The organism is Actinomadura miaoliensis (assembly GCF_039536785.1).
Classification (GTDB): Bacteria; Actinomycetota; Actinomycetes; order Streptosporangiales; family Streptosporangiaceae; genus Spirillospora; species Spirillospora miaoliensis.
Genome location: NZ_BAAAZG010000043.1, coordinates 14,280 through 28,205 on the forward strand (window position 1 = coordinate 14,280; position 13,926 = coordinate 28,205).

Here is a 13,926-nt window from a genome sequence, read left to right on the forward strand (position 1 = left end):
CTGAAGGATCGGAGCCGTGTCCCGGCGGGGGGACGACCCCCCGCGACCCCCCGACACGTCGTTGTCACTGCCGGGCACCGTGCACCTCCTCGGCGAAGTGGCAGGCGGCGGTGTGCCCGGGCGCGCCGACCTCCACCACGGGCGGACGCTCCGCCGCGCACACCGCCTCGGCGCGCGGGCAGCGCGGGTGGAACGGGCAGCCGGGCGGCAGCGCGGCCGGGTTCGGCGGCGCCCCCTTGATGGGGACGAGCGGCGCGCCCTTGCGGTCCAGCCGCGGCACCGACGCCAGCAGCCCCGCCGTGTACGGGTGGGCGGGCCGCGCGTACAGCTCTTTGGCCGTGGCCTGCTCGACCACTGACCCCGCGTACATCACCACGATCCGGTCGGCGACGCCCGCCACCACCCCCAGGTCGTGGGTGATGAGCACCATGCCCATGCGCAGCTCGTCCCGCAGTTCGGCCAGCAGCCGCATGATCTGCGCCTGGACCGTCACGTCCAGCGCCGTGGTGGGCTCGTCGGCGATCAGCACGTCCGGCTCCAGCGCCAGCGCCATGGCGATCATGATGCGCTGGCGCATGCCGCCGGAGAACTGGTGCGGGTAGTCGCCCAGCCGGGTGCGGGCGGCCGGGATGCGCACCCGCTCCATCAGCTCCACCGCCCGCGCACTGGCCTCGCGGCGCTTCATCCCCCGGTGCACCTGGAACATCTCCGACAGCTGGTCGCCGACGGTGAACACCGGGTTCAGCGCGGTCAGCGCGTCCTGGAAGATCATCGAGATGCGGGCGCCGCGGTAGGCGCGGCGGCGCCGCTCGGGCATGCCGAGCAGCTCCTCGCCGCGCAGCCGCACCGACCCGCCGGTGATCCGGGCGGGCGGGGTGTCCAGGATGCCCATGACGGCCTGCGCGGCCACGCTTTTGCCCGAGCCGGACTCGCCGAGGATCGCGACGGTCTCGCTCTCGCCGAGGGTGTACGACAGGCCGTTGACGGCCCGCACGGTCTGCCCGCGGACGGCGAACTCCACGCTCAGGTCCGTCACCTCGAGCAGCCCGGCCGCCTCCGCCGGCCCGGTCGGCTCCGCCGGTCCGGCGGCCTTCGCCGGTCCGGTCGTCTTCGGTACGTCGGTCACCTTGTCACCGCAGCCTGGGGTCGAGGGCGTCGCGGACGGCGTCGCCGAGCATCAGGAAGCTCAGCACGGTCGCCGACAGGAACACCGCGGGGAAGATCAGCAGATGCGGGTGGTCGACGAAGTAGGACTGCGCCTGGTTGAGCTGCAGGCCCCACGACACCTGCGGATACTGCAGGCCCACGCCGAGGAAGTCCAGCGTCGCCTCCCCCGCGATCACGTTGCCGACGTTGAGCGTGGCCACCACGATCACCGGGGCGATCGCGTTGGGCAGGATGTGGCGGCGCATGACGCGCAGGTCGGACGCACCGAGCAGCCGCGCCGCCTGCACGTAGTCGGCGTCCCGCACCGCGATCACCTGCGCCCGCATGATGCGGATCATGGTGGTCCAGCCGAGCAGCACCAGCACCAGCGTCATCGCGCCGATGCCGTGCCCGGGGAAGGCCACCAGGATCACCGTGGCGCCCAGCACGAACGGCAGCCCGAAGAACACGTCGGTGATCCGGGCGATGAGGGCGTCCAGCGCGCCGCCGTAGTAGCCCGCCAGCATCCCGAACACCACGGCGATGACCAGCGCGAACAACGTCACCGCCACGCCGATCAGCAGGGTGGGGCGGGCGCCGTGGACGACGTGGGCGTAGTAGTCGCAGCCCGACACGTCGGTGCCGAACAGGTGCCCGTCGCCCGGCGGCAGCTTGGAGGCGTTGGGGTCGCAGTTCTCGTTCTTGCCGCGGTCGGTGAACAGCCCCGGCGCCACCGCCATGACGCCCACCAGCAGCAGGATCGCCGCCGACGCCCAGAACAGCCAGCGGCGCCGCAGGTCGTGCCAGGCGTCCTGCCACAGCGACGCCCCCGAGACCAGGCCGCCGGCCTGCGCGGCGACGGCCGCCGTGGTGCCGGGGACGACCGCGCCCACGTCCGGCGCGTCGAGCGCATCCGGCTCCGGCAGCACGTCGTCCGCGTCTGCGATCTTGTCAGTCATAGCGGATCCTCGGGTCGAGCAGCCCGTACAGCAGGTCCACCAGCAGGTTGACGGCCAGGAAGATCAGCACCAGCAGGGTGACCGCGCCGACGACGACCGGCCCCTCCTTGAGCTGGATCGACTCGAAGACCTGCTGCCCGATGCCGGGCAGGTTGAAGATGCCCTCGGTGACGATGGCGCCGCCCATCAGCGAGCCGAAGTCGACGCCGAGATAGGTCACCACGGGGATCAGCGAGTTGCGCAGCGTGTGCCGGCCGACGACGCGCGCCTTGGTCAGCCCCTTGGCGTGGGCGGTGCGCACGTAGTCGGCGCGCAGGTTCTCGGCCAGGCTGGTGCGGGTCAGCCGCGCCACGTACGACAGGCCCAGCGACCCGAGCACCAGCCCCGGCAGCAGGTAGCTCATCGGCCACCCGTCGTCCGCCCCGGCCGTGGGGAACAGCCCCAGGTTCAGGCCGAGGACGATCTGCGCGGTGTAGCCGAGGACGAACACCGGCACCGCGATGACGAGGGTGGTGCCGCCCAGCACGAGCGTGTCGGCCAGCCGCCCGCGCCGCAGCCCGGCCCACACCCCGAGCGCGATCCCGATGACCAGCTCGAACAGCCACGCGGTGAGGGCGAGCTGCGCGGTGACCGTCCAGCGGCCCGACAGCACGTCCGCGACGTTCTGCCCGTCGAAGGTCTCGCCGAGGTCGCCCCGGAACAGCCCGCCCAGGTACTTGACGTACTGCACCAGCAGCGGGTCGTTGAGGTTGTAGCGCTCCCGCAGCGCGTGCACCACCGACGGGGCCAGGGGCTTCTCCCCGGCCAGCGCCTGGATCGGGTCGCCGGGCAGGGCGAACACCATGGCGTAGATCAGGAACGTGGTGCCCAGGAAGACCGGGATCGCCTGCAGCACCCGCCGCGCGACATAGCGCCACATGCCCGGCTACTTCACCGTCACTTCGTGGGTGACCAGGCCCGTGGCGAAGGGGGTGATGATGACGTTGTCCACCTTGTCGGACTTGCCGCCGAAGCCCTGCCAGATCCACAGCGGAACCATCGGGGCCTCGCGCAGCGCCACGTCCTCGGCCTGGTTGTAGAGGGCGATCGCCTCCTGCTCGCTCGGGGCGGCGTTGCCCTTGGCGATCAGGTCGTCGAACTCCTTGCTGGTCCAGCCCATGCGGTTCTTGGTGGAGTGGAACTGCGGCTCCAGGTAGTTCTGGGCGCTGGGGTAGTCGGCCTCCCAGTTCTGCCGGTACGGGCCCTTCTCCTCACGGGCGCGCAGCATCGACAGGTAGTCCGACACCGGGATCTTGCGGAACTGGATGTCCTGGATGCCGAGGTTCTGCTTGAGCTGGTTGGCGACGATCTGCATCCACTGCTCGTAGCTGGGCTGGGCGTTGGAGAAGTACAGCTCCAGCGTCCCGGAGAAGCCGCCCGCCTTGTCGAACAGCTGCTTGGCCTTGGCCGGGTCGTAGGTGCACAGCTCGCCGCAGGCGCCCTTGCGGTGGCCCTTGATCAGCGGCGGCAGCATCGAGTCGGCGACGGTGTAGGTGCCGTTGTAGACGGCCTTGTTGATGCCGTTGCGGTCGATCGCCATGGAGATCGCGCGGCGCAGGTCGGGGTTGGCGAACCGCTTGTCGAACACCGGGAAGCCCAGGTAGTCGAACGTGCCGGTCTGGCGGGGCAGCACCCGCTCGCCCAGGATCCGCTGCGCCTCGGGCACCTTGGCCGCGGGGATCGACTGCATCACGTCGATGCGGCCCGCGCGCAGGTCGGTGTAGGCGGTGTCGGCGCTGGCGTAGCTCTTCCAGGTGACGCCCTTGTTGCGGGGCTTGCGCGGGCCGGTGTACCCGGGGAACACCTTGAGCTTGACCTGCCGGTTGCGCTCCCAGGAGCCGTCCATCATGTACGGGCCGTTGCCGATCGGCTTGTTGTCGAACGCCTTGATGTCGGCGAACGCGGCCTTGGGCAGCGGCGCGTACGCGGGGTGGGTCAGCAGCAGCTTGAACTGGCTGAACGGGGCGTCCAGGGTGACCTGCAGGGTCAGGTCGTCGACGACCTTGACGCCCGACAGCTTGTCGGCCTTGGGCTTGGCGTTCTCGTCCTCGGGGTTGAGGTCGGCGTACCCCTGGATCTGGGAGAAGTAGTCGTTGCCCTGGAAGCCGTTGGGGCCGTAGGCGGCGTGGTTCCAGGCGTCGGCGAAGCTCTGGGCGGTGACGGGCTCGTCGTTGTGGAACTTCTGCCCCGGACGCAGCTTGATCGTCCAGACCTTCTGGTCCTTGCTCTCGACCGACTGGGCGGCCTGCTCGACGACGTTGCCGTTCTTGTCGAGGCCGACCAGGTTCTCGAACAGCTCGTCCGTCACGTCCCAGGAGTAGGCGCTGGTGGTGTTGCCCGGGATGAGGTGGTCGGGTTCGGGGTGACCGGCGACGAACGTTCCGTCGCTCGATCCGCCGTCGCCTCCGCAGGCCGCGGTCCCGATGGCGAGCGTCATCAGCACCGCGGTGAGCCCGGCCGCCCGCCGGGTCACCCCCTTGCGACTGGTCATGGTCCTCCCTCTGGCACCGCCCTCTGGCGCGGGCGCGGCACGGATGGTCCCGCCCGGGTCCGGCGCGTTGCAGGAAGCGTCATACCGCTGGGACGATTTCGGTACGCCGATGAACGATTCGTCACCGGATCGAAACATGGATCGCGGACCATTGGCATCGGTTGAGGTCAGCGCACGACGAAAACGAAGGAACCCTGCGAAAGGCGGTCCTCGATGACCCAGGCCCCGGCGCCCGCGCGCACGGCGGCGCAGGAGGTGGCCGAGCTGTGCGCCACCCTGATCCGCTTCGCCACGGTCAACCGCGGTGAGGGCGACGCGCACCCCGAACGGCCCGCCGCCGAGTACGTGGCCGGGCTGCTGGACGAGGTCGGCGCCGAGTCCGTCGTGGTGGAGTCGGAGCCGGGGCGGGCGAGCACGCTGGCCCGCGTCCCCGGCACCGACCCGTCGGCCCCGGCCTTCCTGATCCACGGGCACCTGGACGTGGTGCCCGCCGACGCGGCCGAGTGGACGGTGCACCCGTTCTCCGGCGAGGTGCGCGACGGCTGCGTGTGGGGGCGCGGCGCCGTCGACATGAAGGGCACGCTCGCCATGACGCTGGCGGTGGTGCGGCAGCGGCTGCGCGAGGGCCGCCGCACGCGCGGCGACCTGGTGCTGGCGTTCCTGGCCGACGAGGAGTGCACGGGCCGCCTCGGCTCGTACCACGTGGCGCGCGAGCACCGCGAGTTCTTCACCGGCGTCACCGAGGCGATCAGCGAGTCCGGCGGGTTCAGCGTCACGCCGCACGCGGCCGACGGGTCCCTGCCCGAAAAGCGCATCTACCCGATCGCCACCGGGGAGCGCGGCACGACGTGGATGCGGCTGACCGCGCGCGGCACGGCGGGGCACGGCTCCAAGCCCGCGCCCGACAACGCCGTCGCCGAGCTGTGCCACGCGGTGTCGCGGCTGGCCGCCCACGAGTGGCCGGTGCGGCTCACCCCGGGCGTGCGGGCGCTGCTGGACGGCCTGGCCGACGCGCTCGGCACCACCATCGACCACGACCGGCTGGACGAGGAGGCCCGGCGGCTCGGCCGGGTCGGCCGGCTGTTCGAGGGCACGATCCGCAACTCGCTGAACCCGACCCGGCTGGACGCCGGCTACAAGGTCAACGTCGTGCCGGGGGTGGCGACCGCGCAGGTCGACGGCCGTTTCCTGCCCGGCACCAAGGAGGAGTTCCTGGCCACCGTGGACCGGCTGCTCGGCCCGGCGGTGACGCGCGAGTTCATCAACGAGGACGACGCGCCGTCCGCCGACCCGGCCGGGCCGACGTTCGCGGCGCTGGCCGGCGCGCTGCGGGCCGAGGACCCGGCCGCGCATCCGGTGCCGTACGTGATGTCGGGCGGCACCGACGCCAAGGCGTTCCACCGGATCGGCATCCGCACCTTCGGGTTCGCGCCGCTGCTGCTCGGCCCGGACCTGGACTACCAGGGCATGTTCCACGGCGTGGACGAGCGCGTCCCCGTGGAGGGCCTGCGGTTCGGCACCCGCGTCCTGGACCGCTTCCTCGACACCCGCTGAGGCGGGCGGACGCTAGTTGGGGCAGGGGCCGAGGCCGAGCCGGACGAGGAACTCCTCGAAGAAGCCGTCGACGCGGCGGTCGCCGCACGTGATCAGCAGGGCCGTGATCGGCTCGGCCGTGACAGGGCGGCCGGCGGCCACCGCCCAGCCCGCCGCGCGGGCGGCGGCCTCGCGGGCGCACGCCTCCTCGCGGAGTTCCCACCGGCCGGCGGCGGCCCCGTCCCGGCCCCGCCTGGGCGGGCACGCCTGCCAGTAGCCGTCCGAGCTGAACCCCTCGACCGACACGCAGTCGTCGTTGACGACCGAGGCCATGAGGGCGGGCGCGCGCGTCTCGGCCGACAGGTCCACCAGCAGCCGCACGGGGTCGGGGACGGCGACGCCCGAGCCGAGCGAGCAGACCTGCCAGTTGTCGGCGCGCGCCCGGTTCCCGGCGATCCCGCTGTGGTAGGGCCGCATCGTGTACAGCTCCGGCAGCGGACGGTCGTCCCGCCCCACCACGAGATAGCCCCAGAAGCCCATCGCCCCGCTCCCTCCGGCACCGACGTTCCCGATCAGTTGTCTTGATCAGCGTCACGGGCCGTGGGGAATGTCACGCGGCGCCGCCGGAGCGGCCGCCGGCCCTCGCGCCGGACGCCCTGACGGCACCGCCGCGCGGGTAAGGGTGGGGTGTGGACTTCTCCAGTGCCGCGCACGAGCTGTACGGGGTGACGCCCGAGGAGTTCGTGGCCACGCGCAAGCGGCTCGTCGAACAGGCCCGGAATGCGGGTGACGCGGCGCTCGCCAAGCGCGTCGGCGCCCTGCGGCGTCCCACGTTGCCCGCCTGGGCGGTCAACCTGCTGAGCCGTGCGGCGGGCGAGGAACTGGGGTGGCTGCTGGACGTCGGGGAGCAGATGCGCGAGGCGTGGGCGTCCGGCGGTCCCATCGGCGGGCTGGAGCAGCGGCGCGGTGAGCTGGTCGCGCTGCTGGTGCGCACGGCGGGGCGGCTGGCGCGCGAGGCGGGCCATCCGCTGCGCGACGACGCCGTCCGCGAGGTCGAGGACACCCTGCAGGCGGCCACCGTGGACACCGACGTGGCCGAGGAGGTGCGGGAGGGGCGCCTGACCAGGCCGCGCAGCCACGCCGGTTTCGTCCCGGCCGGGTTCGCCCTCGCCCCGCCCCGGCCGCGCCCGCCGCAGCCGGCCAAGGCCCGCGGGAAGGCCGGGAAGCGACCCGAATCGCAGGCCGCCGAACGTCAGCGCGCCGGGCAGGCCGCCCGGGACAGGGCCCGCAGCGCACAGGAGGAACGCGCTCGGAAGGCCGCCGCGCGCGCCGAGCAGGCGGAGCGCGCCCTCGCCGAGCACGACGCCGAGGTGGTCGCCGCCAAGGAGCATCTGACCGAGGCCGCCGCCGACGTCAGGCGGCTGCGGCGCGAGCTGGACAGGGCCGTCGAGCGCGAGGAGGCGGCACGGCGCCGTCTCGACCGGGCCGAGGAGGCGCGCTCGCACGCCGCGCAGGCCGCCGCCCGGGCCCGCGGCGCCGCCGACGAAGCCGCCCGCACCAGGTGACGCCGCGGCCGGGCCGCACCCCCGAATTCAGAACGCGATTCTGGCATGAGGTACCGTCACCCCTGGACATCGCGGCCGAGAACTGGAGGAACGCAGGTGGCGGTACCGGCCCTGGAGCAGCCCGCGGACTGGACCGAGCCGGGCGCGCACCCCGTCGCCCCGGGCGTCCACCGCATCCCCCTCCCGCTGCCCGTCGCGTCCCTGCACGCCGTCAACGTCTACGTGATCGAGGACCCGGGCGGGCTGGTCGTGGTGGACTCCGGCTGGGCGATGCCGGACACCCGCAGGACGCTGGAGGGGGCGTTGCGCCTGCTGGGGCACCGCCTCGACGACGTGGCGCAGTTCCTCGTCACCCACGCCCACTGGGACCACTACTCGCAGGCCCTGGCGCTGCGCGAGGAGTTCGGCACGCGGGTGCGCATCGGCCGCGGCGAACGGCACTCCCTCGAGGCGTTCGACGTGAGCAACGGCCTGCATCCGCGTCAGGTGGAGCTGCTGCGCCGGTGCGGCGCGTTCCAGATCGCCGACGAGATCGCCGCGCTGGGCGTGCGGCCCGAGGAGCGCGACCTGCCGCACACGCTGCCCGACGCGTGGCTGGACGACGGCGAGCGCGTCGCGCTGACCCGCCGGGGCCTGGACGTGTTCGCCACGCCCGGCCACACCCGCGGGCACGTCGTGCTGCGCGACGCCGCGGCCGGGCTGCTGTTCGCCGGCGACCACGTGCTGCCGCACATCACCCCGTCGATCGGGCTGGAGACCGAGCCGGAGCCCAAGCCGCTGCGCAGCTACCTGGCGTCGCTGCGGCTCGTCCGCGACATGCCCGACACGCTGCTGCTGCCCGCGCACGGCCCGGTCGCGCCGAGCACCCGCACGCGCGTCGAGGAGCTGCTGCGCCACCACGAGGAACGGCTCGACGTCGCCGCCGGGCAGGTGCGCGCGGGACGGTCCACGGCGTTCGAGGTGGCGGCCGCCATGCCGTGGACGCGGCGGCGCCGCACGCTGGACGACCTGGACGTGTTCAGCCGCATGCTGGCCGTGCTGGAGATCGACGCGCATCTCGACGTGCTCGCCGACCAGGGCGTGCTCGACGTGTCCGAGGACGGCGGCGTGCGCCGCTACGCGGTCCGCCCCTGAGACCGCGCCGCCGCGGATCCGCGGGCGGCGCCCCGGGGCGCGGAAAACGTGTTGACGGCCGAGGCGGCGAGCCGCGACGGTGTGGCGCCATGACGAACCCTCACAGCACCCTGCCCCTGGACGGACGCGTGGCGATCGTGACGGGGGTGAGCCGCCGCCAGGGCATCGGGTTCGCCGTGGCGCGCGACCTGCTGGCCGCGGGCGCCCGCGTGCTGGCGCACTCGTGGGCGCCCGCGGACGCCGAGCAGCCCTGGGGCGCCGACCCCGCCGGGATCGACGGCGTGCTCTCCGAGCTCGGCGGCACCGGTCCGCGCCTGGCGCACCTCGCCGCCGACCTCGCCGACCCGGCCGCGCCCGCGCGGGTCGTGGCCCACGCGGTCGACACGTTCGGCGCGGTGGACGTGCTGGTGGTCAACCACGCGCGCAGCTCCTACCAGACGCTGGCCGAGGTCACCGCCGACGAGCTGGACCTGAGCTGGGCGGTGAACACGCGCGCCGGCGTGCTGCTCACCCAGGCGTTCGCCGCCGCGCACGACGACGCGCGTCCCGGCGGCCGCGTGGTGCTGTTCACCTCCGGCCAGCACCTGGCGCCGATGAGCGGGGAGCTGCCGTACGCGATCAGCAAGGGCGCGATCCACCAGATGACGCTGAGCCTGTCGGACGCGCTGGCCGACCGGGGCATCACCGTCAACGCGGTGAACCCCGGCCCGGTGGACACCGGCTGGGCCGACGAGGAGCTGACGCGGCGGGTGGGCCGGGCGCTGCCCGCCGGGCGCTGGGGCCGGCCCGAGGACGTGGCGCGGCTGGTGCGCTGGCTGGTGTCCGACGACGCCGCGTGGATCACCGGGCAGGTGATCAACAGCGAGGGCGGCTTCCGCCGCTGGGTGATGTAAGGCGTTTGGCAGGTTTTGCTCGTGTGGCCTCTGGGGGCCGTGGGGAGAACCGGGGCGTCCGGCTCCCCGAGGAGGTCCCCATGCCGTCCCGCACCCTGCCCGCCAAGCGTGTCCTGCCGCTGCTCACCGGGCTCGGCGTCCTGGTCGCCGGCCTGTCGGGCGCCCAGACGACGGCCGGTGCCGCCGTCCGCGCCCAGTCCCCCGCGCAGGCGCCGGCCCAGGCCGCGCCCGCGCAGCCGGTCGTGCGGGACGTGGTCATCGCGGTGCACGGCGGGGCGGGGTCCCTGCCGCGCGGCAGCCTGACCCCCGATCAGGAGAAGGCGTACCGGGACGGGCTGACCCGCGCGCTCAAGGCGGGGCACGCGGCGCTCGAGGACGGCCGTCCGGTGCTGGACGCCGTCGAGAAGGCCGTCAACGTGCTGGAGGACGACCCGAACTTCAACGCGGGCAAGGGGGCGGTGTTCAACACCGACGCCGAGCAGGAACTCGACGCGTCCATCATGAACGGCAAGGACCTGCGGTCGGGCGCCGTCGCCGGGGTGCACAACACCAAGAACCCGATCTCGCTCGCGCGGATGGTGATGGAGAAGTCGCCGCACGTGTTCATGGCGGGAAAGGGCGCCGACCAGTTCGCCCTGCGCAACGGCGTCCCGTACACCACCCAGGACTACTTCTGGACGCAGAAGCGCTGGGACCAGCTCATGGCCGCCAAGGGCAACACCGCCGGCGGCGCCGCGTCCGCCGCCCGGCCGCAGCACACCGAGGTCGGCGGCACGGTCGGCGCGGTGGCGGTGGACGGCGGACGCAACGTCGCGGCCGCCACGTCCACCGGGGGGCTGACCAACAAGCAGGTCGGGCGGGTGGGCGACTCCCCCGTCGTCGGCGCCGGGACCTACGCCAGCAACCGCACCGTCGCGGTGTCGTGCACGGGCACCGGCGAGGCGTTCATCCGCGGCGTGGCCGCCCACGACATCTCCGCGCTCATGGAGTACGCCCGGCAGCCGGTGCACGCGGCCGCCGCCAAGGTGATCACCGAGAAGATCCCGGCGCTGGGCGCCACGGGCGCGGCGATCGCGCTGGACCCGCGCGGCAACTTCGCCGCACCGCACAGCACCAAGGGCGTCATCAACGGCTATCTCACCCGGGACGGCAGGATCGTGACCCGGCTGTACGACGACGAGACTCCGGCCCGGTGACCGTCCGGCGGCCGGTCCGCGCCCGGGACCTGCGGCTCACTGTCAGGCGCTGACAGCAGTGCCCGTTGCGCATACATTTGTCCGGTGGCCGCGCCCGGCCACGCGCTCGGGAGGAGGTTCGGTGTCGGACGACGCGTACGGTGATCCGCAGCCGGCGGCGGGCGGGCTCGCCTCGCCCCGCCGCGTGCTGAGCGTCCAGCTGGCCTCGCTGGCGCGGCCGCGCGAGCCCGGACCGGACGAGATGGCGCCGGGGCCCACCGTGGCGCGCATGCTGCTGGGGGCGCGGCTGCGCGCGCTGCGGGAGGAGCGCGGGATCAGCCGCGCGGAGGCGGGCAGGCTGATCCGCGGCTCCGAGTCCAAGATCAGCCGGCTGGAGACCGGCCGCACCGGGTTCAAGGAGCGCGACCTGACCGACCTGCTCACCCTGTACGGGGTGACCGACGAGGCCGAGCGGGCGGTGCTGCTGGCGCTGGCCGAGCAGGCGGGTACGCCGGGCTGGTGGCAGCCCTACCACGAGATCATCCCGCAGTGGTACGAGACGTACCTGGGGCTGGAGCAGTCCGCCGGGGTGGTCCGCTGCCACGAGTCGCACGTGGTGCCCGAACTGCTGCAGACGCCCGACTACGCCCGCGCGGTGATCGCGCTCACCCACGGCGACGAGCCGGCCGAGACCGTCGAGCGCCGGGTGGAGCTGCGGATGCGGCGCGGCCGGATGTTGGAGCGGTCCCGTCCGCCGCACCTGTGGGCGATGATCGACGAGGCCGCGCTGCGCCGCCCGTTCGGCGGGGCCGAGGTCATGCGCGAGCAGCTGCGGCATCTGGTCGAGATGTCCCGGCTGCCGCACGTCACCGTGCAGGTGATGCCGTTCGCCGCCGGCGGCTACCCGGGCGTCGGCGGCCCGATCACGCTGCTGCGCCAGTCCGAGGCCGAACTCCCGGACGTGGTGTACCTGGCGCGGCCGAACGGCGCCGAGTACGTCGACAAGGCCGAGGACGTCGACGCCTTCCGGCACACCCTCAACCAGATGGCCACGCTGGCCGAGCCCGCCACCGAGACCCCGCGGATCCTGCGGGCCGTCATCGACGAGACCTGAGGCGGCGGGTCCGCGCCCCCGGTTTCAGCAGTCGGGGGTGCAGACGCGGCGCGACATCGCCTCCAGCAGCAGCCGCTTGCTCTCCTCGGGGGTGTGGGCGATCTGCACGATGCCCCGGGTGGCCTGGGCGAGCCCCTCCAGCTCCTCCACCGCCACGTCCTCACCGTAGCCCTGCAGGATCACCTGGACCGGCCGCCTCGGGTCGTACTCGCGGCGCAGCCCGGCCAGCGTCTCCTCGAAGGAGGCGCCCTCGTCGTCCTCGTTGCGGCCGTCGGTGAACACCAGCACCGTGTTGACCATCTCCGGCTTGTAGGTGCGCCGCATCAACCGGAACGCGGCCAGCAGCGAGTCGTACAGGCCGGTGTCGCCGCCGCGCTCGGCCTCCAGGCGGCCGAACTGCGACAGGATGCGCTGGCGGTGGGTGACCGAGCCGATGCGCTCGCCGAGCGGGGCGAGCGGTACCTGCTCCACCCAGTCCTGGTCGCCCTTCAGGTGCGTGGAGAACACCCAGACGCCCAGCTCGCTGTCGTCGGCCAGCAGTTGCAGCCCCGTCTGGGCGACCGCCGCGGTCGCCTGCAGCCGGTCGACGCCGGGCGCGACCTTCTCCGCCATCGAGCCGGAGATGTCGAACAGCACCAGCAGCCGGGTGCTCAGCGACAGGCGGGCGTAGGACTGGACGATCCGCCGCACGTCGGCGGGGGCGGGCGGCGGCAGTGCCCGCGGCGACCCGTCCTGGGTGCCGGTGCCCGGCCCGAACGACGCGGGCCCCCGCGCCCAGGAGGTGCGGAACCCGTACGCGCGCAGCTCGGCGGCGGTGCGCTCGTCGGTGAGGGCGTCCTCCAGCAGGCGCGCGGCACGGGCCCGGTCGCGGTCGCCGGTGGTGATGGTGAAGGGATAGTCCAGCCACACCGTGCCCTCCGCCGGGTAGAGCGCCGACGCCGGGTGGGGCGGGCCGCTCCGGTTGTAGGCGAACACGGCCTGCTCGGACGCCAGCACCGTGCCGGGCCGTCCCCGGGCGGCCTCGGCCAGGGCGCCGCTCACCGACGGGACGGCGTTCTCGCGGACGGCCCGCACCAGGCCGGTGAACACGGCCTGCCGTTCGGGGACGCCGGCCAGCAGATTGTCGGCGACGACGAGGGCGGCCAGGCCGGTCGCGCTGCGCGCCGGGTCGGGCACGCGCGGACGGGCGGCCTGCGCGGACGGCGAGTCTGCGGCCTCCTCCGCGTCCGCGGGGTTCCGCGGCTCCTGGGCATCCCGCGGGTTCCGGTCGGCGCCGGCGACGGCGGCGGCGGGTTCGAGCAGCCGGTCCCAGGACGTCTGCGGCGTGGGCGGCGCGGCCGCGCGCGGCACGCCGACCACGATCGGGGAACGCGCGACGGACGTGGGCCGCGGCTGGAAGGGCCGTCCGCCGCCGGGCGCGGTGCGCACCAGGGAGGTCCACAGCGCCGAGTCGGGGATCCACACGTCGGGCCGGGCGCCGGTGCCGGGCACCACACCCTGCCCGGTGAGCAGGGTGGTCATGGCGGCGGGATCGGCGGCGCGGACGCGCGCCCGCACGCACCGCCCGTCCACGCGGTGCCGCAGCAGGGCGAAGCGGTCCGCCGCGGCGTGCAGGGCGGGCGCCAGCTCGGGCGCGGCCGCCACGTCGAGGGTCAACCGGTCGTCGACGGCGCATCCGGCCGCCCGGGTGAGGGCGTACGCACCGACCCCGGTGAGCACCACCAGGCCCGCGGTCGCGGCGAGCATCGCCCGCACCGGATGCCGGGACGGGGCGCGGCGCGCCCGGTGACCGCGGTGAACGCTCATCGGCCCTCGCTTCGTCGACCACCCCCCGTTCGGCCCCCCGAAGGCGCACGGCCCGGCCGCGCCGCGACCTG

The 13,926-nt window shown here is 73.9% G+C and carries 12 protein-coding genes; 6 read left to right on the forward strand and 6 right to left on the reverse strand.

Annotated features, from left to right (window positions below):
- Window positions 1–64: 64 nt before the first annotated feature.
- From ABD811_RS27910 to ABD811_RS27925, 4 genes are read right to left on the reverse strand one after another with little or no spacing between them, the layout of a single operon-like run.
- Window positions 65–1,126, reverse strand: coding sequence for an ABC transporter ATP-binding protein (locus tag ABD811_RS27910; RefSeq protein ID WP_344953563.1), 1,062 nt, complete (start codon window positions 1,124–1,126; stop codon window positions 65–67).
- Window positions 1,127–1,130: 4 nt separating this feature from the next.
- Window positions 1,131–2,105, reverse strand: a complete 975-nt coding sequence (locus tag ABD811_RS27915) for an ABC transporter permease (protein ID WP_344953566.1) — start codon at window positions 2,103–2,105, stop codon at window positions 1,131–1,133.
- On the reverse strand, window positions 2,098–3,024 hold the full coding sequence (locus tag ABD811_RS27920) for an ABC transporter permease (RefSeq protein WP_344953569.1): 927 nt from the start codon (window positions 3,022–3,024) through the stop codon (window positions 2,098–2,100). Before ABD811_RS27920 ends, ABD811_RS27915 begins: the two co-directional genes overlap by 8 nt.
- Window positions 3,025–3,030: 6 nt before the next feature.
- Window positions 3,031–4,635, reverse strand: coding sequence for a peptide ABC transporter substrate-binding protein (locus ABD811_RS27925; RefSeq protein WP_344953572.1), 1,605 nt, complete (start codon window positions 4,633–4,635; stop codon window positions 3,031–3,033).
- Between the two features lie 213 nt (window positions 4,636–4,848).
- Between ABD811_RS27925 and ABD811_RS27930 the strand changes: the two genes are divergently transcribed.
- A complete protein-coding gene (locus tag ABD811_RS27930) occupies window positions 4,849–6,189 on the forward strand; it encodes a M20/M25/M40 family metallo-hydrolase (RefSeq protein ID WP_344953575.1) in 1,341 nt (446 codons plus the stop codon).
- 12 nt (window positions 6,190–6,201) lie between these two features.
- On the opposite strand, the gene ABD811_RS27935 is transcribed toward ABD811_RS27930, so the two are convergent.
- Complete coding sequence (locus ABD811_RS27935; RefSeq protein ID WP_344953577.1) at window positions 6,202–6,708, reverse strand: hypothetical protein; 507 nt, start codon at window positions 6,706–6,708, stop codon at window positions 6,202–6,204.
- Between the two features lie 149 nt (window positions 6,709–6,857).
- Between ABD811_RS27935 and ABD811_RS27940 the strand changes: the two genes are divergently transcribed.
- The 5 genes from ABD811_RS27940 (at window position 6,858) to ABD811_RS27960 (ending at window position 12,049) form a co-directional block, all read left to right on the forward strand.
- Window positions 6,858–7,733, forward strand: coding sequence for a hypothetical protein (locus tag ABD811_RS27940; RefSeq protein WP_344953580.1), 876 nt, complete (start codon window positions 6,858–6,860; stop codon window positions 7,731–7,733).
- 96 nt (window positions 7,734–7,829) lie between these two features.
- The gene (locus ABD811_RS27945; protein ID WP_344953583.1) at window positions 7,830–8,867 is read left to right on the forward strand and encodes an MBL fold metallo-hydrolase; all 1,038 of its coding nucleotides are present in this window, start codon (window positions 7,830–7,832) and stop codon (window positions 8,865–8,867) included.
- Window positions 8,868–8,956: 89 nt separating this feature from the next.
- Window positions 8,957–9,760, forward strand: coding sequence for an SDR family oxidoreductase (locus ABD811_RS27950; protein WP_344953586.1), 804 nt, complete (start codon window positions 8,957–8,959; stop codon window positions 9,758–9,760).
- 80 nt (window positions 9,761–9,840) lie between these two features.
- On the forward strand, window positions 9,841–10,956 hold the full coding sequence (locus ABD811_RS27955; RefSeq protein WP_344953589.1) for an isoaspartyl peptidase/L-asparaginase family protein: 1,116 nt from the start codon (window positions 9,841–9,843) through the stop codon (window positions 10,954–10,956).
- Window positions 10,957–11,077: 121 nt separating this feature from the next.
- Window positions 11,078–12,049 carry a helix-turn-helix domain-containing protein gene (locus ABD811_RS27960; protein WP_344953592.1) on the forward strand — a complete coding sequence of 324 codons (972 nt, stop codon included), beginning with the start codon at window positions 11,078–11,080 and terminating at the stop codon, window positions 12,047–12,049.
- 24 nt (window positions 12,050–12,073) lie between these two features.
- On the opposite strand, the gene ABD811_RS27965 is transcribed toward ABD811_RS27960, so the two are convergent.
- Window positions 12,074–13,855 (reverse strand): substrate-binding and VWA domain-containing protein, encoded by a 1,782-nt coding sequence (locus ABD811_RS27965; protein ID WP_344953595.1) that lies wholly within the window; start codon window positions 13,853–13,855, stop codon window positions 12,074–12,076.
- Window positions 13,856–13,926 lie beyond the last annotated feature (71 nt).

Bases quoted from the DNA above. Each gene is read 5' to 3' on its own strand.
- ABD811_RS27950 (WP_344953586.1), top strand. From the start codon at position 8,957: ATGACGAACCCTCACAGCACCCTGCCCCTGGACGGACGCGTGGCGATC.
- ABD811_RS27930 (WP_344953575.1), top strand. From the start codon at position 4,849: ATGACCCAGGCCCCGGCGCCCGCGCGCACGGCGGCGCAGGAGGTGGCC.
- ABD811_RS27965 (WP_344953595.1), bottom strand. From the start codon at position 13,855: ATGAGCGTTCACCGCGGTCACCGGGCGCGCCGCGCCCCGTCCCGGCAT.
- ABD811_RS27915 (WP_344953566.1), bottom strand. From the start codon at position 2,105: ATGACTGACAAGATCGCAGACGCGGACGACGTGCTGCCGGAGCCGGAT.
- ABD811_RS27925 (WP_344953572.1), bottom strand. From the start codon at position 4,635: ATGACCAGTCGCAAGGGGGTGACCCGGCGGGCGGCCGGGCTCACCGCG.
- ABD811_RS27935 (WP_344953577.1), bottom strand. From the start codon at position 6,708: ATGGGCTTCTGGGGCTATCTCGTGGTGGGGCGGGACGACCGTCCGCTG.
- ABD811_RS27955 (WP_344953589.1), top strand. From the start codon at position 9,841: ATGCCGTCCCGCACCCTGCCCGCCAAGCGTGTCCTGCCGCTGCTCACC.
- ABD811_RS27920 (WP_344953569.1), bottom strand. From the start codon at position 3,024: ATGTGGCGCTATGTCGCGCGGCGGGTGCTGCAGGCGATCCCGGTCTTC.